The 21276-nt window shown below is 62.7% G+C and carries 19 protein-coding genes; 18 read left to right on the top strand and 1 reads right to left on the bottom strand.

Annotated elements, in window-relative coordinates; all coding sequences use genetic code 11:
- Window positions 1-10: 10 nt before the first annotated feature.
- Window positions 11-2110: a bifunctional rhamnulose-1-phosphate aldolase/short-chain dehydrogenase gene (locus L981_RS06510; RefSeq protein ID WP_043613089.1), complete on the bottom strand. Its 2100-nt coding sequence runs from the start codon at window positions 2108-2110 to the stop codon at window positions 11-13.
- Between the two features lie 202 nt (window positions 2111-2312).
- Here L981_RS06510 and L981_RS06505 point away from each other — a divergent pair, with 202 nt between their 5' ends.
- From L981_RS06505 to fliF, 18 genes are all read left to right on the top strand, one after another.
- Entirely contained in the window at window positions 2313-3125 is an 813-nt protein-coding gene (locus L981_RS06505) for a DeoR/GlpR family DNA-binding transcription regulator (RefSeq protein WP_043613086.1), read from the top strand.
- A gap of 115 nt (window positions 3126-3240) precedes the next feature.
- A complete protein-coding gene (gene rhaS / locus L981_RS06500; protein WP_043613083.1) occupies window positions 3241-4230 on the top strand; it encodes a rhamnose ABC transporter substrate-binding protein in 990 nt (329 codons plus the stop codon).
- Window positions 4231-4486: 256 nt separating this feature from the next.
- Entirely contained in the window at window positions 4487-5983 is a 1497-nt protein-coding gene (locus L981_RS06495; RefSeq protein WP_043613189.1) for a sugar ABC transporter ATP-binding protein, read from the top strand.
- Window positions 5980-6960, top strand: a complete 981-nt coding sequence (locus L981_RS06490) for an ABC transporter permease (protein WP_043613081.1) — start codon at window positions 5980-5982, stop codon at window positions 6958-6960. The genes L981_RS06495 and L981_RS06490 overlap by 4 nt, the downstream gene beginning before the upstream one ends.
- A complete protein-coding gene (locus L981_RS06485; protein WP_043613078.1) occupies window positions 6960-7964 on the top strand; it encodes an ABC transporter permease in 1005 nt (334 codons plus the stop codon). Before L981_RS06490 ends, L981_RS06485 begins: the two co-directional genes overlap by 1 nt.
- 7 nt (window positions 7965-7971) lie before the next feature.
- On the top strand, window positions 7972-8286 hold the full coding sequence (gene rhaM / locus L981_RS06480; RefSeq protein ID WP_043613076.1) for an L-rhamnose mutarotase: 315 nt from the start codon (window positions 7972-7974) through the stop codon (window positions 8284-8286).
- A gap of 4 nt (window positions 8287-8290) precedes the next feature.
- Window positions 8291-9679: an FGGY-family carbohydrate kinase gene (locus tag L981_RS06475; protein ID WP_043613073.1), complete on the top strand. Its 1389-nt coding sequence runs from the start codon at window positions 8291-8293 to the stop codon at window positions 9677-9679.
- A gap of 689 nt (window positions 9680-10368) precedes the next feature.
- Window positions 10369-11985, top strand: a complete 1617-nt coding sequence (locus L981_RS06470; RefSeq protein ID WP_043613071.1) for a globin-coupled sensor protein — start codon at window positions 10369-10371, stop codon at window positions 11983-11985.
- Between the two features lie 41 nt (window positions 11986-12026).
- Complete coding sequence (locus L981_RS06465; RefSeq protein ID WP_043613068.1) at window positions 12027-12320, top strand: STAS domain-containing protein; 294 nt, start codon at window positions 12027-12029, stop codon at window positions 12318-12320.
- A gap of 3 nt (window positions 12321-12323) precedes the next feature.
- Window positions 12324-12689, top strand: coding sequence for a response regulator (locus tag L981_RS06460; RefSeq protein WP_025425897.1), 366 nt, complete (start codon window positions 12324-12326; stop codon window positions 12687-12689).
- A gap of 19 nt (window positions 12690-12708) precedes the next feature.
- Complete coding sequence (locus L981_RS06455) at window positions 12709-15000, top strand: chemotaxis protein CheA (protein WP_043613067.1); 2292 nt, start codon at window positions 12709-12711, stop codon at window positions 14998-15000.
- A gap of 5 nt (window positions 15001-15005) precedes the next feature.
- Window positions 15006-15476 (top strand): chemotaxis protein CheW, encoded by a 471-nt coding sequence (locus tag L981_RS06450; RefSeq protein WP_043613065.1) that lies wholly within the window; start codon window positions 15006-15008, stop codon window positions 15474-15476.
- Window positions 15473-16381: a protein-glutamate O-methyltransferase CheR gene (gene cheR, locus L981_RS06445; RefSeq protein ID WP_043613064.1), complete on the top strand. Its 909-nt coding sequence runs from the start codon at window positions 15473-15475 to the stop codon at window positions 16379-16381. The genes L981_RS06450 and cheR overlap by 4 nt, the downstream gene beginning before the upstream one ends.
- The gene (gene cheB, locus L981_RS06440; RefSeq protein WP_043613062.1) at window positions 16378-17436 is read left to right on the top strand and encodes a protein-glutamate O-methylesterase CheB; all 1059 of its coding nucleotides are present in this window, start codon (window positions 16378-16380) and stop codon (window positions 17434-17436) included. The genes cheR and cheB overlap by 4 nt, the downstream gene beginning before the upstream one ends.
- The gene (locus tag L981_RS06435; RefSeq protein WP_025425902.1) at window positions 17436-17825 is read left to right on the top strand and encodes a response regulator; all 390 of its coding nucleotides are present in this window, start codon (window positions 17436-17438) and stop codon (window positions 17823-17825) included. Before cheB ends, L981_RS06435 begins: the two co-directional genes overlap by 1 nt.
- A complete protein-coding gene (gene cheD, locus L981_RS06430) occupies window positions 17822-18376 on the top strand; it encodes a chemoreceptor glutamine deamidase CheD (protein WP_043613058.1) in 555 nt (184 codons plus the stop codon). The genes L981_RS06435 and cheD overlap by 4 nt, the downstream gene beginning before the upstream one ends.
- A 73-nt stretch (window positions 18377-18449) precedes the next feature.
- A complete protein-coding gene (locus L981_RS06425; RefSeq protein WP_043613055.1) occupies window positions 18450-18842 on the top strand; it encodes a hypothetical protein in 393 nt (130 codons plus the stop codon).
- A gap of 358 nt (window positions 18843-19200) precedes the next feature.
- Window positions 19201-20877 carry a flagellar basal-body MS-ring/collar protein FliF gene (gene fliF, locus L981_RS06420; protein WP_043613052.1) on the top strand — a complete coding sequence of 559 codons (1677 nt, stop codon included), beginning with the start codon at window positions 19201-19203 and terminating at the stop codon, window positions 20875-20877.
- Window positions 20878-21276: the final 399 nt, after the last annotated feature.

Raw genomic sequence — 21276 nt, 5'->3', positions numbered from 1 at the left:
CTCTCCTTGATCAGCGGGTAAATGACTGGGCGTTGCCCGCATCTACATTGATGATGTTGCCGGTCGATTTCGCCGACATGTCGGAGGAAAGGAAGTAGATCGCCTCGGCGATATCCTCCGGGAAGACGCTGAGTTTCAGCATCGAGCGTTCGCGATAATGTGCCTCGAGGTCATCGACATCCATCTTGTAGGCGGCGGCGCGCTGTTCCTTCCACTCGCCGGTCCAGATCTTCGAGCCGCGCAGCACCGCGTCCGGATTGACGACGTTGACGCGGATCTGTGCGGCAGCACCTTCCAGAGCGAGGCAGCGGGCGAGGTGGATTTCGGCGGCCTTGGCGGTGCAATAGGCCGACGCGCCGGGGGAGGCGGCAAGGCCGTTCTTGGAGGCGACGAAGACGACGTTGCCGCCGGCCTTCTGCTGGCGGAAGATGCGGAAGGCTTCTCGCGAGACGAGGAAATAGCCTGTCGTCAGGATGTCGATGTTCTTGGTCCAGAGTGCCAGCGTCGTGTCTTCGATCGCGGCAGACGAGGCGAGGCCGGCATTGGAGACCAGGATATCGAGGCCGCCGAAGGCGAGCAGAGCGTCGGCAAAACCGCCCTCGACCGCCGCCTCGCTGGTGACGTTCATGCTGACGGAGCGGACGAAATCCTTGCCGTAGCGCTTGGACAATTCGCCTTCGGCCGCCGCAAGCGCGGTCTCATCGATATCGGCGAGCACGACGCAGGCGCCTTCCTGCATCAGCCGGTTGGCCGTCGCCTTGCCGATACCGCCGGCGCCGCCGGTGACGAGCGCGATCCGGCCGGCGAGGCTCTTCGGCTTCGGCATGCGCTGGAGCTTTGCTTCCTCAAGCAGCCAGTATTCGATGTCGAAGGCTTCCTGTTCCGGCAGGCCGACATAGGTGGAGACGCCGGAGGCGCCGCGCATGACGTTGATGGCGTTGACATAGAACTCGCCGGAGATGCGGGCGGTCGCCTTGTCCTTGGCAAAGGTGATCATGCCGACGCCGGGCACGAGATAGACGACCGCGTTCGGGTCGCGCATGGCGGGGCTGTCGTCGTGCTTGCAGCGCTCGTAGTAGGCCGCATAGTCGGCGCGATAGGCGGCGATCGCTTCCGGCAGCGCCGTCAGCGTCTTGTCGGCATCGGGACTGGCCGGGTCGAAATCGACCACCAGCGGCCGGATCTTGGTGCGCAGGAAGTGGTCGGGGCAGCTCGTGCCGAGGGCGGCCAGCGGCTTCAGATCCTTCGACGTGACGAAATCGAGCACGGCCTGGCTGTCGTCGAAATGGCCGACCTTCTTCTCGTCGGCGCTGATCAGGCCGCGGATGACGGGCATCAGCTTGCGCGCGACGTCGGCGCGGGCCGCCGCGTCGAGCGCCGGCTTCACCGCACCGCCAAAGGCCGGCTTGGTGTTCTCGGCCTCGAACCAGGCGATTGCCTTGTTGATGATCTCGACCGTGGTCTCATAGGCTTCCTTCGCCGTGTCGCCCCAGGTGAAGAGGCCATGGCTTTCGAGCACGACACCGCGCGCCCGGGGATTTTCCAGGCAGAATTTTTCGAGCCACAGGCCGAGCTCGTAGCCCGGGCGCTTCCAGGGCAGCCAGCCGATGTCGTCGCCAAAAATCTTTGCCGTCAGTTCACGGCTGTTCTTGGCCGCGGCAATCGCGATGATCGCATCGGGGTGCATGTGGTCGACATGCTTCTTCGGCACATAGGCATGCAGGGGCGTGTCGATCGAGGCGGCGCGCGGATTGAGGTTGAAGGTGCAATGCGGCAGGTAGCCGACCATCTCGTCTTCGAACGCGACGCCGCGATAGATCGACTTCAGCGCGTTGAGCTTGTCCATGTAGAGCGTGGCAAAGCCGTCGAGCTCGATCGTGCCGACATCGCCGCCCGAACCCTTGACCCAGAGAACCTCGACCGTGCCACCCCCAAGCGGATCCTTCTCCATCACCTTGGCCGAGGTGTTGCCGCCGCCGTAATTGGTGATGCGCTTGTCGGAGCCGAGCAGGTTGGAGCGATAGAGCAGGCGCTCGGATTCGCTCATGCCGGCAGCCTTTGCCTCGTCCCAAAGGTTTGCAAGTCGCGCACCCTGCTGCTTGTCGAGCATCTCGAATTCCTCCCGGTCTGATGTCGCGCGGCTTGGCGACCGCGCAGAGATGTGGTTGGCATCAGATCACAGGACTTGAGCGTTAAAGTCAATCAAAAACGATCAAGTTCGCGCATACTGCGCTGCACAATGAAAAAATATGATTGTTTGTGATTGACAATGGTCGATCGTGATGGAAGCATGAACGCCATCGGAGGAACGCATGCACGAGAAAGAAAGACACCGGATCATTCAGTCGGCGGTTCAGGAAAAACCCGTCGTCACCGTCCAGGAGCTGGTCGATCTGACCGATAGTTCCGAGGCGACGATCCGGCGCGATATTGCAGCCCTCCACGTGCAGAAGAAGCTGCGCCGGGTGCGCGGCGGCGCCGAGGCGATCAATCCGCCGCAATTCGTCGGGCTCGCCGGCCGGCCGTTCAAGGTCAACGAGGGCCTGCATGCCCGCGAGAAGCAGGCGATCGCCAAGGAGGCGGTGGCGCTTTGCGAGGACGGCGAACCGATCATCATCAATGGTGGCACCACCACCTTTCAGATGGTGCATTTCCTCAGCAATCGGCGGATGCAGGTTTTCACCAATTCCTTCCCGATCGCCGAGCATCTTCTGAAGCACTCGAAGAACACGGTGATGCTGTCGGGCGGCACCATCTACCGCGAGCAGAACATCATCCTCAGCCCCTTCGACAATGACGTGACGCGCAATTTCTATGCGCGCCGCATGTTCATGGGGGCGCAGGGCCTCGGCCCGCTCGGCCTGATGGAGGCGGATCCGCTGTTGATCCAGGCGGAGCAGAAACTGATCGACCAGGCCGACGAACTCGTCGTGCTGGTCGACTCCTCGAAATTTCACAAGCGTTCCAGCCTGATCCTGTGCGGATTGAAGCGGATCGCCACTGTCATCACGGATTCGGGCATCGAGGACAGGCATGCCGCGATGCTCGAAAATGCCGGCGTGCGGCTGGTCGTTGCCAGCTCGAGAGCCGGCGCAGATGCGGAGAACGTGTCCTCGTCCGCCTGAGGCAGGCGAGGAGAGGGGAAGGTGACGCTCACGACCGGAGGGGCCGGGGCATCGCCAATGGAGGAAATCGCGCCGGTGACGCTTGTTGCGTGCCGGTCATTGGGAGGAAATGAGCATGAAGATCCTGAAGTCACTGATGGTCACGGCCGCCGTTTCGCTGGCGCTGATGGCCAATGCCGCGCATGCGGAAAACAAGAAGATCGCGCTCGTGGTCAAGGCGCTCGGCATCGGCTTCTTCGAAGCCGCCAACAAGGGCGCGCAGGAAGCCGCCAAGGAGCTGGGCGACGTCGAGGTGATCTATACCGGCCCGACGACGACGACCGCCGAAGGCCAGATCGAGGTGATCAACTCGTTGATCGCCCAGAAGGTTGATGCCATCGCCGTTTCCGCCAACGACACCGACGCCCTCGTTCCGGCGCTGAAGAAGGCGATGGATCGCGGCATCAAGGTCATCTCCTGGGATTCGGGTGTCGCCAAGGATGGCCGCCTGATGCACCTCAACCCGTCGTCGAGCCCGCTGATCGGCAACATGATCATCAAGCTCGCCGCCGACAACCTGCCTGAAGGCGGCGACGTTGCGGTGCTGTCGGCAACGGCGACCTCGACCAACCAGAACACTTGGATCGCCGAGATGAAGAAGGTTGAGGGCAACTACAAGGGCATCAATGTCGTTGCGACCGTCTACGGCGACGACCTCGCCGACAAGTCCTACCGCGAAACGCAAGGCCTCATTCAGTCCTATCCGAACCTGAAGGCGATCATCGCACCGACCTCGGTCGGCATCGTCGCAGCCGCACAGGCCGTCACCGACGCCGGCAAGATCGGCCAGATCAACGTCACCGGTCTCGGCCTTCCCTCGGAAATGGCAGGCCACGTGAAGTCCGGCGCTTCCAAGTCCTTCGCGATCTGGAACCCGATCGACCTCGGCTACTCCGCAACGATGATTGCCTACGACCTGATCAACGGTGCCGAAGCGAAGCCCGGTGCTGAACTGAAGATGGGCCGCATGGGCGCCGTCAAGCTCGACGACAACAACGAAGGCGCGATGGCCGACCCGTTCGTCTACGATGCCAAGAATGTCGAGGAATTCGCCAAGATCTTCTGATCCGGCGAAAGCCCCTCATCCGGCTGCCAGCACCTTCTCCCCGTTCGACGGGGAGAAGGGACAAGCGGCAACGGTTTGCCCCCTTCCCGACGAGGAGGGAGGCGTGCGGCATACTCGTTCCCTGTCTCCGTCCGCGGAGAGAGGGCAGGGTGAGGGGCATCCTCGCGCGGCGTAACCGTCGCCTCGACAAGCTTTGCATAATCGAAACGACTGAATGGTGGACTGTCTCTTGTTGCAGGATACGCTCACATCGCGGATGAAGCCCGCCATTGCGCTCGAGGGGATTTCGAAGTCCTTTCCCGGCGTGAAGGCGCTCTCCGATGTTTCGCTGGCGCTCTATCCAGGATCGGTGACCGCGCTGATCGGCGAAAACGGAGCCGGAAAGTCGACGCTGGTGAAGATCCTGACCGGAATCTACCAGCCGGACGAGGGCACGATCTCCGTCAGTGACCAGGAGGTTCATTTCCCGACGGCGCTTGCGGCCGCCCGCGCCGGCGTCACTGCCATTCACCAGGAAACCGTGCTCTTCGACGAGCTTTCGGTCGCCGAGAACATCTTTCTCGGCCACGCCCCGCGCAATCGCTTGGGACTGATCGACTGGAAGAAGCTCAATGCCGATGCGCGGGCGCTGCTTGCGCGCGCCGGCGCCGATCTCGATCCGACCATCCGCCTGCGCGATCTCGGTATCGCCAAGAAACATCTGGTCGCGATCGCCCGCGCGCTGTCGATCGATGCGCAGGTGGTGATCATGGATGAGCCGACGGCGGCGCTGTCGCACAAGGAAATCCACGAACTCTATGCCCTCGTCGAACGGCTGAAGGCAGACGGAAAGGCGATCCTGTTCATCAGCCACAAGTTCGATGAAATCTTCCGCATCGCCGACCGCTACACGGTGTTTCGCGACGGAACGATGGTCGATGAAGGGCTGATCGCCGATGTCAGCCAGGACGAACTGGTGCGCCTCATGGTTGGCCGCGCCGTCGGCTCGGTATACCCGAAGAAGGACGTGGCGATCGGCGAACCGGTGTTGACCGTTTCGGGCTATCGCCATCCGACCGAATTCGAGGACATCAACTTCGAGCTTCGCCGCGGCGAGATCCTTGGCTTCTACGGCCTCGTCGGCGCCGGCCGTTCCGAATTCATGCAGTCGCTGATCGGCGTCACCCGGCCGTCGGCCGGCGCCGTCCGGCTCGATGGCGAGGTGCTGGTGATCCGCAGCCCGTCCGAAGCGATCCGGGCTGGTATCGTCTATGTGCCGGAAGAGCGCGGCCGCCAGGGTGCGATCATCGGCCTGCCGATCTTCCAGAACGTCACTTTGCCGTCGCTGTCGCGCACCTCGCGCTCAGGCTTTCTGAAACTCGCCAACGAGTTCGCGCTCGCTCGCGAGTACACCGCGCGCCTCGACCTGCGCGCCGCCTCGCTCGATCAGGACGTCGGCACGCTTTCGGGCGGCAACCAGCAGAAGGTCGTCATCGCCAAGTGGCTGGCGACGAAGCCGAAGGTGATCATTCTCGACGAGCCGACCAAGGGCATCGACATCGGCTCCAAGGCCGCGGTCCATGCCTTCATGAGCGAACTGGCGGCACAGGGCCTGAGCGTCATCATGGTCTCCTCGGAAATCCCGGAGATCATGGGAATGTCCGATCGCGTCATTGTCATGCGCGAGGGGCGGATCGCCGGGCGCTTCGAGCGCGCGGATCTGACGGCGGAAAAGCTGGTGCGTGCCGCTGCCGGCATTCAGGAGGCCGCGTGATGGCAAACATCCTCAGGAACCGCGAACTGTTGCTGGTCGGCGCGATCGCCGTGCTGCTGGCGCTGATCACCTGGCGTTTCCCGCCCTTCGTCGCGCCCGCGAACCTCGCACGCGTCTATAACGACACGTCGATCCTGATCATTCTGGCGCTTGGCCAGATGGCGGTGATCCTGACACGCTGCATCGATCTTTCGATGGCCGCCAACCTCGCGCTCTCGGGCATGGTGGCGGCAATGCTGAACGCCGCCTTCCCGGGGCTGCCGATCCCGCTGATCATCCTTGCGGCGGTCGCGCTCGGCACGCTGCTCGGCATGATCAACGGCGCGCTCGTCTGGAAGCTCGACATTCCGCCGATCGTCGTAACCCTCGGCACACTCACCATCTATCGCGGCATGATCTTTCTCCTGAGTGGCGGCAAGTGGATCAACGCCCACCAGATGAGCGACGCCTTCAAGGCCTTGCCGCGCGACGAACTCCTTGGTTTCCCGGTTCTCTCCTGGCTCTCGCTGGTGATGATCGCGCTCGTCTTCCTGCTGATGAGCCGCACGGCGCTCGGGCGCGCCTTCTATGCCGTCGGCGGCAATCCGCATGCGGCCGTCTATACCGGCATCGATGTCGGCCGCACCCGCTTCTTCGCCTATTGCCTTTCGGGCGCACTCGCCGGGCTCTCGGGTTATCTCTGGGTGTCGCGTTATGCCGTCGCCTATGTCGATATCGCTGCCGGCTTCGAGCTCGACATCATCGCGGCCTGCGTCATCGGCGGCATATCGATCGCCGGCGGTATCGGCACGGTGGCAGGCGCGGTGCTCGGTGCGCTGTTCCTTGGCGTGATCAAGAACGCGCTACCGGTCATCAATATCTCGCCCTTCGCCCAGTTGGCGATTTCGGGCATGGTCATCATCGTCGCCGTTGCCGTCAACGCCCGCGCCGAGCGGCGCAAGGGCCGCGTCATCTTGAGAAAGGCGGAGGCTGTCTGATGGCCGAGACCCACCTTACCCCACGGCATATTCCCGACCGGCTGGAAGGCCGTGGCGCGCGGTTGCTGAAGAGCTGGGAAAGCCTGCTACTCGTCGTCGCCTGCCTCATCTTCCTCGGCAACTCGCTGGCCTCGCCCTATTTCCTCGACCCGTGGAACCTCTCGGACGCGACCTTCAACTTCACCGAAAAGGCGATGATTGCCTTCGCCATGGCGCTGGTGATCATTTCCGGCGAGATCGATCTGTCGGTGGCCTCGATCATCGCGCTCGCCTCGACGGCGATGGGCTATGCCGTGCAACTCGGCTTCGACACGCCGGCGCTGGTGGTGATCGGCCTCTCCGTCGGGCTCATATGCGGGGCGATCAACGGCCTTTTGATCACCGGTCTCGGGCTGCCGTCGATCGTGGTGACGATCGGCACCATGAGCCTTTTCCGCGGCCTCTCCTTCATCATCCTCGGTGACCAGGCTTTCACCGGTTATCCCGACAGCTTCTCCTGGTTCGGCCAAGGCTATGTCTGGTGGGTGTTCTCGTTCGAGTTCACGCTCTTCGCTGCCCTTGCGGTCGTCTATGGCGTCGTCCTGCACAAGACCAATTTCGGCCGGGCGGTCTACGCCATCGGCAACAACCAGACGGCAGCACTCTTCTCCGGCATCCGCGTTGCGCGCATCAAGTTCATCCTCTTCCTTCTGACCGGGCTGATGGCCGGGCTTGCCTCGATTTGCCTGACTTCGCGGCTCGGCTCGACGCGCCCGTCGATCGCGCTCGGCTGGGAACTGGAGGTGGTAACGATGGTGGTGCTCGGCGGCGTCAATATTCTCGGCGGCTCCGGCACCATCCCCGGCGTCGTGCTGGCAGCTCTTATCATGGGCATGGTGACCTTCGGCTTCGGTCTGCTCAACGTGCCGGGTATCGTCATGTCGATCTTCATCGGCCTGCTGCTGATCTCGGTGATCGCGCTCCCCATTCTCTGGCGGCGCGCGCGCCAGCGTCTCGCACATTGAGGATCTGATGGAAAAATACGCCTTCCGCATGCGCCTGAACCCGGGCATGGCCGCCGAATACAAGGCGCGGCACGATGCCATCTGGCCGGAACTAGTCACCCTGCTGAAGGAGGCCGGCGTCTCCGACTACTCCATCCACCTGGACGAGGAGACCGATCTGCTTTTCGGCGTGCTCTGGCGCACGGACGACCATCGCATGGCCGAGCTGCCGTCCCATCCCATCATGCAGAGATGGTGGGCGCATATGGCTGATATCATGGAAACCAAGGCCGATAACGAACCGGTGGCGGTGCCGCTCAAGACCGTCTTTCATATGGAATGATCGCATGCGGGTTGTTGGCGTTCTCGATATCGGCAAGACCAATGCCAAGGTTGCGGCAGTCGATCTCGACCGTTTCGAGGAGATCGCCGTCCGCAAGACGGCGAATGCGGTGCTGACCGATGGTCCTTATCCGCATTTCGATGTCGAGCATCTCTGGGCCTTCCTACTCGAAAGCCTCGCAGCACTCCATGCCGAACACGCCTTCGAGGCGATCTCGATCACCACCCATGGCGCAACCGCCGTCGTGCTCGATGCATCAGGCAATCTGGCGCTTCCGGTGCTCGACTACGAGCACGCCGGCCCCGACAGCCTCGCCGCCGAGTATGATCAAGTCAGGCCGCCCTTTTCCGAGACCGGTTCCGCGCGCCTGCCGATGGGGCTGAATGTCGGCGCCCAGCTCTATTGGCAGCAGAAGACATTTCCCGACGCCTTCGCCAGGGTCGCCTCGATCCTCACCTATGCGCAATACTGGACCTATCGGCTGACCGGCACGCTCTGCAACGAACTGACCTCGCTCGGCTGCCACACCGATCTCTGGAATCCGCGGGCCGGCGCGTTCTCGACCTTGGTCGAACGCCAGGGGTGGGCGCCCCTTTTCGCACCGGTGTTGAAGGCGAGCGATATCGCCGGTGCTCTGCGGCCGGAGCTCTGTGCTGCAACGGGCATCGCATCAGGGACCCCGGTCTATTGCGGCATTCATGATTCCAATGCCTCGCTGCTGCCGCATCTGCTGACGCGGGCCGCGCCCTTCTCGGTGATCTCCACCGGCACCTGGGTGGTGATGCTCGCGGTCGGCGCCGAGGCGAAGGCGCTCGACGAACACCGCGACACGCTTGTAAACGTCAACGCGCTTGGCGATCCCGTCCCCTCCGCCCGCTTCATGGGTGGCCGCGCCTTCCAGCTTCTTTTGGGGGAGGGGGCGGTCCCCGTGTCGCCGGAAAAGGAAGAGGCCGTGGCCAGGGCCGGCCACATGCTGCTGCCGTCCATTCCCGAGGGGTCCGGTCCCTTTCCGGCCGCAAAGGCGATCTGGACGACGGACGAAGAGGAGCTTGATCCCGCCGAACGTTTCGTCGTCGTCTCGTTCCACCTGGCGCTGATGACGGCCACCTGTCTCGACCTGATCGGAGCCCGCGGCGACATCGTCGTCGAGGGGCCTTTTGCTTCCAACAGGACCTATCTGCGCATGCTTGCTGCCGCGACCGGCCGGCCGGTCTTTGCCGATCCCCACAATATCACGGGGACAAGCCTCGGTGCTGCATGTCTCGTTAAGGGATCCGCTGTCCGGACCGGGGTCGAGCCGCTTGTGGGCGAGATCGCGGAGAGCCTCGCCACCTATGCGCAGGCATGGCAAAAGGCGACGCAGAACCATGTGGGCAAAGAAAAGCGGCCGTAGAACATCCGTTCCCGGCCGCAGAGATGCCTGGTTGTGTCAGTAAGAAACGGGTTAAGCCCCGATCAAAACACAGAGCTGCGCTTTGCCGACCGGTTGTGCTCGATGTTGAGCACGATCGATACTGCCATCATTGTCAGGATTGCTGTGAGTGCGGCGCCAATGCCAAGAACAATCATTGTTCGTTTCCTGTAAGCGCATCGTCATGATGTCGCTTTGCGTGATGCGAAGGTTTCTTCGCGCATGCAGCGCCCACTTCACTTTCGCTTCGATACGCGAGCGCAAGTCGAAGTACAATTCTAAACTCTTGTGATTGAGAACCTGTTGGTTTCAGGCGTGTTTATTACAGTTTTGTTGCAGCGCAAAAATGGCGCGTGAAAACACCCTGTGAATTTTAGTGATTCCGATTAGAGGCGAGGGACCGTTAACCTTCAAGCAAGGAATTAACCATAAACATGGTCCCACACGTCGGAATGGGATAATTCACAAGTCTCCTCAAGGCATGATGCCGCCCCGCCGTACCGGTTCCGGTCCGGTATCCATTCTTCACCGAATTTACTTGCGGGATGAACGACAGCAGACGCTTTGCGGCGGAGGCTGATCTCATCGATGTGGCGTGCACGTCCGGTGGACCGTGGCTCTCCCTGATGCTCCCCAGGCAAGTTCCGAACGTGCAGTACCGGGGATCAGCGTTGAGGCAGGAAGCATCGTCAGAACAGGCAAAAAAGGGCCAGGCAGGTAGCCTGCTGGAGCGCCTGCGCTTTGCCGGGCTCGATGACGAGAGCTGCAACCGCGTCCGCGATCACAGGCAAAAGCTTACTCCCCGGATTGATCAGGCGCTTCGCGATCTCTTCCAGCGCCTCCAGACCTATCCCGACGCCGCCCGCCATTTCGACAGCGACCGCCAGATCGATCGCCTTCAGGATCTTCAGTCGTCGCACTGGAACGTGCTGACCGACGCACGCTTTGACGGGCTTTATGCCGAGCGCATCAAGGTGCTCGCAGACACCGCAAGCCGCATGGGCCTCGACCCGCGCTGGCAGATGGCAAGTCATGCCGTCGTGCTCGAACATCTCATCGTCGGACTGATCGAAGACGCCTGGCCGCGATCCTTCCTGCCGATGGGCAAGGCGCGCCGCCGCGAACTTTGCGACCTCGTCGCCGCTCTGGTGCGCACGACCTTCGTCGACAGCGAGATCGGCGTTTCGCTCCGCTTCAACGCTCTCCGCCAGCAGCATCAGCGGCAGCTCGCCGAGCAGCGCAGCGCCGACGAACTGGAAGTGAAGGCGCTTTTCAGCGACTTTGCCGAAGGCGTAAGCCAGGGCGATCTCGGCGCGCGACTGCCGGAAACGGCCGTCGAAGCCTACCAGCCGATCGTCGCGAGCCTGAATGCGGCGCTCGAACAGATCCAGCAAAGCCTTCAGGCGTCCGATCAGCGCAACCAGGCCGCCGGGGCCCTGGTCGACCGCATGCGCGACGGCGCAACCGCCTTCTCGGGCAAGGCGAGCGCTGAAGCCGAAGCACTTTCCGGGCAGCTTGCCATGCTCTCAGACATGGCCGGACGCATGGCGACCGGCTCGGGCCGGATCAGCGCCACGGAAACGAAGACCAACGAGACCCGCATCGCGGTCGAGCGCAGCGGCGAGATCGCCGGCCAGGCGATCACCGCCATGGCCGACATCGAGGCGTCGGCCGAAAAGATCGGCCAGATCATCGGCGTCATCGACGAGATCGCCTTCCAGACCAACCTTCTGGCGCTCAACGCCGGCATCGAAGCGGCGCGCGCCGGCGACAGCGGTCGCGGCTTTGCCGTCGTTGCCCAGGAAGTGCGCGCGCTGGCGCAGCGCTCCGGCGAAGCGGCGCGCGAAATCAAGCAGCTCGTTTCCGGCACCAAGGCGCAGGTCGAGACCGGCGTCGAGATCGTCGGCCGCACCCAGGACGCGATCAGCAGCATTGTCGAGCAGGTGACGTCGATCAATTCCGCCGTATCCGGCATCGCCCGCGAGGCGGAGCAGCAGGTCGGCGACCTCCGCGGCGTTGCCAGCGAAATCGGCACGATCTCCAGGGGCGTCGAGGCAAGCGCCGCGCTCGCCGGCGATACCGTCCGCTCGTCGGACGATCTTCACACAGTCATCGTCGAACTCGGCGAGACCATCCGTCAGTTCCGCCTGGAGCGCCGCCATCCGGTTGCGCCGGCACGCACCGGTCGCGAGCCCTTCCGTCACGCATCGGCCGCCGTTGCCGACGAGCCGGCCGCACCGTTGTTTGATGATGGGCTGCAGCGGCAGCTCGCCGGTTGGCAGCGCTGATTATTAGGGCAGTAGAGAGTTAGCAGTCGAGGAAGACAGGAATGGCCAGCAAGAAGACCGCTCAGAAGACGCTTAGCCTCGCTCCGGTTTTGGACCTGAACGAGGCGACGGCACTGCACGAGAAGCTGCTCGCGCTTAAGGGCAGCGACATCGTGATCGACGCTTCCGCGGTCGAGCGGGTCGGGACGCTTTGTGTCCAGGTGCTGATGGCCGGCGCCAAGACCTGGGAAGAGGATCATTTGTCTTTCACCTTCAGCAAGGTGTCGGACGCTTTCGACAAAACGACACAGCTCATCGGGGTCGAGATCGACCACCTGATGGCAAAGGAGATTTGAGAAATGAAGAAGCGAGTTCTGACGGTCGACGACTCCCGGACGATCCGAAACATGCTGCTGGTCACGCTGAACAATGCCGGTTTCGAAACGATCCAGGCCGAAGACGGCGTCGAGGGCCTTGAGGTCCTGGAAGAAGCCAATCCGGACGTGATCGTCACCGACATCAACATGCCGCGTCTCGACGGCTTCGGCTTCATCGAAGGCGTGCGCAAGAACGATCGCTACCGCGCCATTCCGATCCTGGTACTGACCACCGAAAGCGATGCGGAAAAGAAGAACCGCGCGCGTCAGGCGGGTGCAACCGGCTGGATCGTCAAGCCGTTCGACCCGACCAAACTCATCGATGCAATCGAGCGCGTAACGGCCTGAAGTCCGGGGATAGCCTCCAATGGATATGAACGAAATCAAAGAGATCTTCTTCCAGGAATGCGAGGAACAACTCGCCGAACTGGAATCGGGTCTGCTGAAGCTCAATGATGGCGACCGCGACCCGGAAACGGTCAATGCCGTTTTCCGTGCGGTGCACTCCATCAAGGGTGGCGCCGGCGCCTTCGGGCTGGACGACCTGGTCTCCTTCGCGCACGTGTTCGAGACGACCCTTGATTGCGTTCGTTCCAACAGGCTCGATCCCGGTCCGGAAGTTCTGAAGGTGATGCTGAAGTCGGCCGACGTGCTCGCCGACCTCACCAACGCTGCGCGCGATGGCGGCAGCGTCGATGAGGCGCGCAGCCGCCAGCTGATCAAGGAACTCGAGGCGCTCGCAAACGGCGAAGTGCCGCAGGCATCGGCAGCACCGGCCGAACCGGTTGCCAAGCCCGTCGCCGCCGTGGCGCCGCCGCCGGTCAACGACGAAGGCTTCCAGCCCGTCGCCTTCTCCTTCGATGACTTCGACGCGGCCGAAGAACCGCCGCTGATGGAAATGCCCACCTACGAGATCGTCTTCAAGCCGAAGTCCGATCTCTACGCTAAGGGCAACGAGGCAACGCTGCTTCTGCGCGACCTCTCGCGCCTCGGCGAGATGAGCATCCATTGCGACATGGGCGCACTGCCGACGCTCGATCGGCTGAGCCCGGAAAGCGCTTACTTCTTCTGGAAGATCTCGCTCAAGACCGACAAGGGCGAGGACGCGATCCGCACCGTCTTCGAATTTGCCGAGTGGGATTGCGACCTGGAAATTTCGCTGATCGAAGACGAGGCTGCGCAGTCGGGCGAAGAGCTGCCGATGCAGCCGGTTCCCTTCGACCTGTCGATCCTTGATGACGAACCGGCGGTATCGGTCGGTGTCGTCGAGGAAGAAGAACAGCTTGCCTCCCAGCAGCAGGATCGCGACGCCGCGGTTTCGGCCGCCGGCACGGCAAGCAACGTGCTGCAGATGGCGCAGTCCGCCGCCCGCGCACCGGCCGAAAAGGCAGCACCCGCTGCCAGTGCCGCCGCCCAGAGCGCTGCCGCGCAGCAGGCCGCTGCATCGGCTGCAACGCCGACCATCCGCGTCGATCTCGATCGCGTCGACCGCCTGATCAACCTTGTCGGCGAACTCGTGATCAACCAGGCGATGCTCTCGCAGAGCGTCGTCGAGAACGACACCAACGGTACGTCCTCGATCAACATGGGCCTCGAAGAGCTGCAGCAGCTCACCCGCGAGATCCAGGATTCGGTCATGGCGATCCGCGCCCAGCCGGTGAAGCCTGTCTTCCAGCGCATGTCGCGTATCGTTCGCGAAATCGCCGACATGACCGGCAAGTCGGTCCGCCTCATCACCGAAGGCGAGAACACCGAAGTCGACAAGACGGTCATCGACAAGCTCGCCGAGCCGCTGACCCACATGATCCGCAACGCGGTCGACCACGGCCTCGAAACGCCGGAAAAACGCCTCGCCGCCGGCAAGAGCGCCGAAGGCACCGTGCGCCTGACGGCGAAGCACCGTTCCGGCCGCATCGTCATCGAGCTTGCCGACGACGGTGCCGGCATCAACCGCGAGAAGGTGCGCCAGAAGGCGATCGACAACGACCTGATTGCCGCCGATGCCAATCTGTCGGACGAAGAGATCGACAACCTGATCTTCCACGCCGGCTTCTCGACGGCCGACAAGATCTCCGACATTTCCGGCCGCGGCGTCGGCATGGACGTGGTCAAGCGCTCGATCCAGGCGCTCGGCGGTCGCATCAACATCTCGTCGAAGCCGGGCCACGGTTCGGTCTTCACCATGAGCCTGCCGCTGACGCTCGCCGTTCTCGACGGCATGGTGGTCACCGTTGCCAACCAGACGCTGGTTGTGCCGCTGACCGCGATCGTCGAAACGCTGCAGCCGGAAGCCTCGGCGATCCACTCCTTCGGCTCCAACCAGCGGCTTATCTCGATCCGCAACTCGTTCTGCCCGCTCGTCGACGTCGGTCGCATCCTCAACTTCCGCGCCATCCAGGCGAACCCGGTCGAGGGCGTCGCGCTCTTGGTGGAATCGGAAGGTGGCGGCCAGCGCGCTTTGATGGTCGATGCGATCCAGGGGCAGCGCCAGGTGGTGATCAAGAGCCTGGAAGCCAACTACACCCACGTGCCGGGTATCGCCGCCGCGACCATTCTCGGTGACGGCCGCGTGGCGCTGATCCTCGATGTCGACGCGATCGTCGCCGCCTCGCGCGGGCATTCGCTGAAACCTGAAATGTCACTTGCTGCAGTCGGATAATGACAATGACCTATGCCGCAAAAAATCTGACGACGGACGGACGGGAGCTGATCGCTTTCCGCGTCGGTGATCAGGAATTCTGCGTAAACATCATGCAGGTGCGCGAGATCCGTGGCTGGACGCCTGCGACATCCATGCCGCATGCGCCATCCTATGTGCTGGGTGTCATCAACCTTCGCGGTGCGGTGCTGCCGATCGTCGATCTCTCGGCCCGGCTCGGCATGAAACCGGCCGAACCGAACGTGCGCCACGTCATCATCGTCGCACAGGTCAAGAGCCAGGTCGTCGGCCTTCTGGTCGACGCTGTCTCCGACATCCTGACGATCACGGACGACAAGATCCAGCCGACGCCGGATGTCATCTCGTCGGAATTCGAAAAGAGCTTCGCCCGCGGCGTGCTCGCGATCGAAGGCCGGATGATCTGTCTTATTGAACTGGAAGCGATCTTCCCGCAGGAAGAAAGGGAAGCCGCATGAGAAGCCAGATCATCGCCGAACAGAAACTGTCGCCGGACGAGTGCCTGGCGAGCGGCGAGTATCCGTTGACCCGTCGCGATCTTACCGAGATCGCCGCGATGATCTATGCGGATGCCGGCATCTACCTCAACGAGACCAAGGCGTCGCTCGTCTATTCGCGGCTGTCGAAGCACATTCGCAATCTCGGGCTCAAAGGCTTCCGCGAGTATTGCCAGCTGGTCGCTTCGCCCGCCGGTGCGGCCGCACGGCGTGACATGCTCTCGCACCTGACGACGAACTTCACGCGCTTCTTCCGCGAGAACCATCACTTCGAGCACCTGAAGACCGACGTGCTGCCGGACCTGATCGCCCGTGCCAAGGCCGGTGGCCGGGTGCGCATCTGGTCGGCCGCCTGCTCGGACGGGCAGGAGCCCTATTCGATCGCGCTGACGGTCCTGTCGCTGCTGCCGAACGCCGCCGATTACGACTTCCGGATCCTTGCGACCGACATCGACCCGAAGATCCTGGCGCTCGCCCGCGCCGGTGCCTACGACGCGACCGCGCTCGAAACCGTCAATCCGGCCATGCGCAAGCAATATTTCTCCGAGGTCAACAGCGGCGGCCGCTTCAAGTGGCAAGTCGATGATCGCGTCAAGCGGCTGATCACCTTCAACGAACTGAACCTGATGGCGCAGTGGCCGTTCAAGGGTCCGTTCGATGTCATCTTCTGCCGCAACGTCGTCATCTATTTCGACGAGCCGACGCAGATGAAGATCTGGTCGCGCTTCGCCGGCATGCTGAACACCGACGGACACCTTTATATCGGCCATTCCGAACGGGTGTCCGGTGACGCCAAGGCGCACTTCGACAACATCGGCATTACCACCTACCGCCACACCGGCAAATTTCATGGAGGACGGGCATGACCGCTCCCGCTCGTGTTCTCGTCGTTGACGACTCCGCCACCATGCGTGGCCTGATCACCGCCGTGCTCAACGCCGATCCTGACGTGACCGTCGTCGGCCAGGCGGCCGACGCCATGGAAGCGCGCCAGGCGATCAAGCAGCTCGATCCCGATGTCGTCACCCTCGACATCGAAATGCCGAACATGAACGGCCTCGAATTCCTCGACAAGATCATGCGGCTGCGGCCGATGCCGGTCATCATGGTCTCGACGCTCACCCACAAGGGGGCCGAAGCCACGATCGCCGCACTCGAGATCGGCGCCTTCGATTGCGTCGGCAAGCCGCATCCGGGCGACCCGCATCCCTTTGCCGGCCTCGTCGACAAGGTGAAGGCTGCGGCTCGCTCGCAGCGCAAGTTCATCATCACCGGCAACAAGGTTGCGGCGCCGGCTCCGGCCAATGCAAATACGGCGTCCGAATACCGGGCCGGTCGCAAGATCATCGCCATCGGCGCCTCGACCGGCGGCGTCGAAGCCCTGATCACGGTTCTGCAGAAGTTCCCTGCCAATTGCCCGCCGACGGTGATCACGCAGCACATGCCGCACACCTTCACCAAAAGCTTCGCCGAGCGGTTGAACCGCCTCTGCGCGCCGACGGTGCAGGAGGCGACGGACGGTGCGCGGCTCGAAATCGGCAAGGTTTACCTGGCGCCCGGTGGCGAGCGCCATCTGCAGGTCGCCAATCCGACGGCGCCCTGCTGCCGGCTGGTGGACCGCGACCCGGTCAACGGGCATCGGCCTTCGGTCGACGTGCTGTTCGATTCGGTGGCCGAGCTTGCCGGGCGCAATGCGATCGGTGTCATTCTGACCGGCATGGGGCGCGACGGCGCCTCCGGTCTCCTGAAAATGCGGCATGCCGGAGCAAAGACCTTCGGCCAGAACGAAAAGACATGTGTCGTCTACGGCATGCCGAGAGTCGCCTATGAATTGGGCGCCGTTGAAACCCAGCTCCCCCTCGGCTCCATCGGGGAGGAGGTCCTGAAAGCAGCGGCGCTCCGCAAGGAAGGAAGCGAATAATGTCCATCGCCGAAAAAATCAAAGTTCTGATCGTCGACGATCAGGTGACAAGCCGCCTGCTTCTGGGCGACGCCCTGCAGCAGCTCGGCTTCAAGCAGATCACCGCCGCCGGTGACGGGGAGCAGGGCATGAAGATCATGGCTCAGAACCCGCACCACCTGGTGATCTCCGACTTCAACATGCCGAAGATGGACGGGCTTGGCCTGCTGCAGGCGGTCCGTTCGAACCCGGCGACCAAGAAGGCGGCCTTCATCATCCTGACGGCTCAGGGCGACCGTGCCCTGGTTCAGAAGGCGGCGGCCCTCGGTGCCAACAACGTTCTGGCCAAGCCCTTCACCATCGAAAAGATGAAGGCTGCGATCGAAGCCGTATTCGGGGCGCTCAAATGAACATGGAAGCCGCCGGCAAGCGCGTGCATGTCATCCAGGGCGAGTACAAGGTCTTCAACGATCCGAACATCGTTCTGTCGACCATTCTCGGCTCCTGTGTGGCAGCCTGCATGCGCGATCCCGTGGTCGGCGTCGGCGGCATGAATCACTTCCTGCTGCCAGGTTCCGCGACGTCGCCCACATCTGGCGGCGACGCGACCCGCTACGGGGTCCACCTGATGGAGTTGCTTATCAACGGCCTCCTGAAACAGGGCGCCCGGCGAGATCGTCTCGAAGCCAAGATCTTCGGCGGCGCCAAGACGATCGCGCGGTTTTCCAATGTCGGAGAACAGAACGCCGCCTTCGCGCGCCAGTTCCTGCTCGACGAGGGCATCCGCATCGTCGGCGAGAGCACCGGTGGCGAGCACGGTCGCAAGCTCGAATACTGGCCGTCGTCCGGCCGCGCCCGGCAATATGCCCTGACCGGTGTCGAAACGCAGCGCACGGTGCAACTGGAGGAACGCCCGATCGTCGCGCCGAAGCCGGCCGAAAGCTCCATCGAATTCTTCTGATCCTGCGAGGCAGGCGCCTCGCAGGCCCGAAATACGACTTCTACCGCAGCCCCGAGCCACGTGAGACATACACATGCAGACCGACTACCAGGCCCACATGCCGCACGTGGAAGAAGCGCTCCCCGAAGTGCTGATGCGCATCGTCACCGAATTGCACGACGTCGCCTATCTGATCGAGCGGATCGAGCCACAGCTTGCCGGTGACCATGGCGCCGATGCGCTTGCCAATCCCGACAAGATGATGGTGCTGCAGGGTATCGACCTTGCCGTGCAGAAGACCCGCGGGCTGGCCGAATTCATCGACACGATTACCGCATCGATCCCGGACGCCTGGATGGTCGACGTCACCACGGCCGTCAACCTGGTGAAGCTTGCCGATATGAAAAAGGCACTTGGCAACGGCATGTTGCGCCACGGCCACTCCCAGCCGCTGACGAAGGCGGCCGGCGATTTCGAAGCGTTCTGACGCTTGCGAAGCGCGCTTCAGGGCGCGCGTCTGAGAATATCCTTTTATAATCAGCATCTTGCTGCACCGTGTCCCGATGCCGCCGCAGCTTTGCGGCGAGGCTTGGCTGCGCCCGATGGCCCGTTTCGCGCCGGTGGATAAGTTTTGTGGCGAGGCTTCCGCCGCTTCGTTTGGGCTCATCAAGCCAAGTTCGCGCAAGTTTCGTTTCCTACGGTCCGGATCGGGACTGGTGGATTCGCGCGCATTGGAAGTCGATACTCGGCATGTCGATACCCAGAAAACCCGAATGTTGGAACTGCGCAGGGCGCTCGGCCGATGATCGGCCCGATGACCTTGCGATACTGGGTGCGGAAACAGAATGAGTCTGTTGGATCAACTCTCGACGTTCACGAAGAACCTGAGCAGTCTCGGGCAAGGCAAGCTGATCGCGTTGGCGGCGGCTGGCATTGTTGCGGTCGGCATGGTGCTCGGGGCTGGAATTTACGTCAACAGACCCTCGTTCGAGACGCTCTATGTCGGGCTCGAACGCAGCGATGTCACCCAGATCAGCATCGCGCTGGCCGAGGCCAACATCGATTTCAATGTCGGGGCTGACGGCGCCAGTTTGCAGGTTCCGGTCGGCATGACCAGCAAGGCGCGCCTTCTGCTCGCCGAGCGTGGCCTGCCGAGCAGCGCCAATGCCGGCTATGAACTCTTCGACAATGTCGGTTCGCTCGGACTCACGTCGTTCATGCAGGAAGTGACCCGCGTACGTGCGCTCGAAGGCGAAATCGGCCGCACCATCCAGCAGATTTCCGGCATCGCCGCCGCCCGCGTACACATCGTGATGCCGGAGCGCGGCAGCTTCCGCAAGGCAGACCAGAACCCCACCGCCTCGGTCATGATCCGCGCCAGCGCCACGGTCGGCCGCAGCGCTGCCGCTTCGATCCGTCATCTCGTCGCCTCGTCCGTACCGGGGCTCGACGTCGATGACGTGACCGTGCTCGATTCGACCGGGCAGCTTCTCGCCTCCGGCGACGACCCGGCCAACAGCGCCCTTAATCAGTCGCTCGGCGTTGTCCAGAACGTGCAGACCGAGCTTGAGAAGAAGATCGACAACGCGCTTGCTCCGTTCCTCGGCATGGACAACTTCCGCTCGAGCGTCACGGCACGTCTGAACACCGACACGCAGCAGATCCAGGAAACGGTCTTCGATCCGGAATCGCGTGTCGAGCGCTCGACCCGTGTGACCAAGGAAGAGCAGAAGTCCAGCCAGCAGCAGCCGGACAATGCCGCGACCGTACAGCAGAACATTCCTCAGGCCGCCCCGAAGGGCGGTGCCGGCCCGCAGTCGAGCGATCAGGCCGAGAAGAAGGAAGAGCAGACCAACTACGAAATCAACAGCAAGACGATCGCCACCGTCAAGAACAGCTACACCGTCGAGCGGCTCTCCGTTGCCGTCGTCGTCAACCGTGGCCGCCTGGCAGCAATGGTGGGCGAGCCGGCCGACCAGGCCAAGATCGACGCCTATCTCGCTGACATGCAGAAGATCGTCGCCTCGGCTGCAGGCCTCGACACCAGCCGCGGCGATATCGTGACCCTGACTGCCATGGACTTCGTCGAGACGCAGCTGCTCGACCAGGCGGTTGCCGGCCCCGGCGTCATGGAAACGCTGACCCGCAACCTCGGCGGCATCATCAACGCGCTCGCCTTCATCGTGGTTGCCTTCCTGGTGGTCTGGATGGGCATGCGGCCACTGGCTCGCCAGCTCGGTCTCGGCGGTGGCGCCGGCCAGATCCAGGGCGAGGCAGCTGGCCTCGAGCTGCCCGACTTCTCTCCGGCCAATGCCGGCGCCGGTGGCGCGCTCATGGAAGGCTTCGGCTCGGACTTCGGCTTCGACAGCACCGACGACCTGCTCAGCATGGGCGACGACAGCGGCAGCTTCAACCGCCGCGTCAAGGAAGGGCCGGAGCGGCGCCTGGCCCGCATGGTCGAGATCAGCGAAGAGCGCGCGGCGAAGATCCTGCGCAAGTGGGCTCTCGACAAGGCGGCCTGACGGACAGAAAACGGCCCCGGAACTTCTTGCAAATCCCGCCCTTGTGGCGGGATTTTTCTTGTCGCCGCCACGCCTCATCGCGCCTGCGGTGGGTTTTGGTGTTCGGGTCAAATATTGCCGGAGTCCGGCCGCCATATTTCATCTGGCGCCGAAATTGCTTCAAGTTTCCAAGGGAGTTCGGCGGAGTCCCGGTGGAATCTCGGATGGTAATATTTTAACGATATCTTAATTTATAGATTCGGCGCGCCCGCATGACGTGCATTCCGCGTTGCTATCTACTATTCCGGATTCGGGCTATACAGAGTTCATCGCAAATATATCATTATTGCTATAGAAATTTATTCTTTGACTTTCACAATTTATATATCGGTAAAATGAGCTGCGCCTGAAAATAGGCTG

It is taken from the genome of Ensifer sp. ZNC0028, assembly GCF_000799055.1.
Classification (GTDB): domain Bacteria; phylum Pseudomonadota; class Alphaproteobacteria; order Rhizobiales; family Rhizobiaceae; genus Ensifer.
This window is presented reverse-complemented; position numbering and strand designations above follow the sequence as displayed.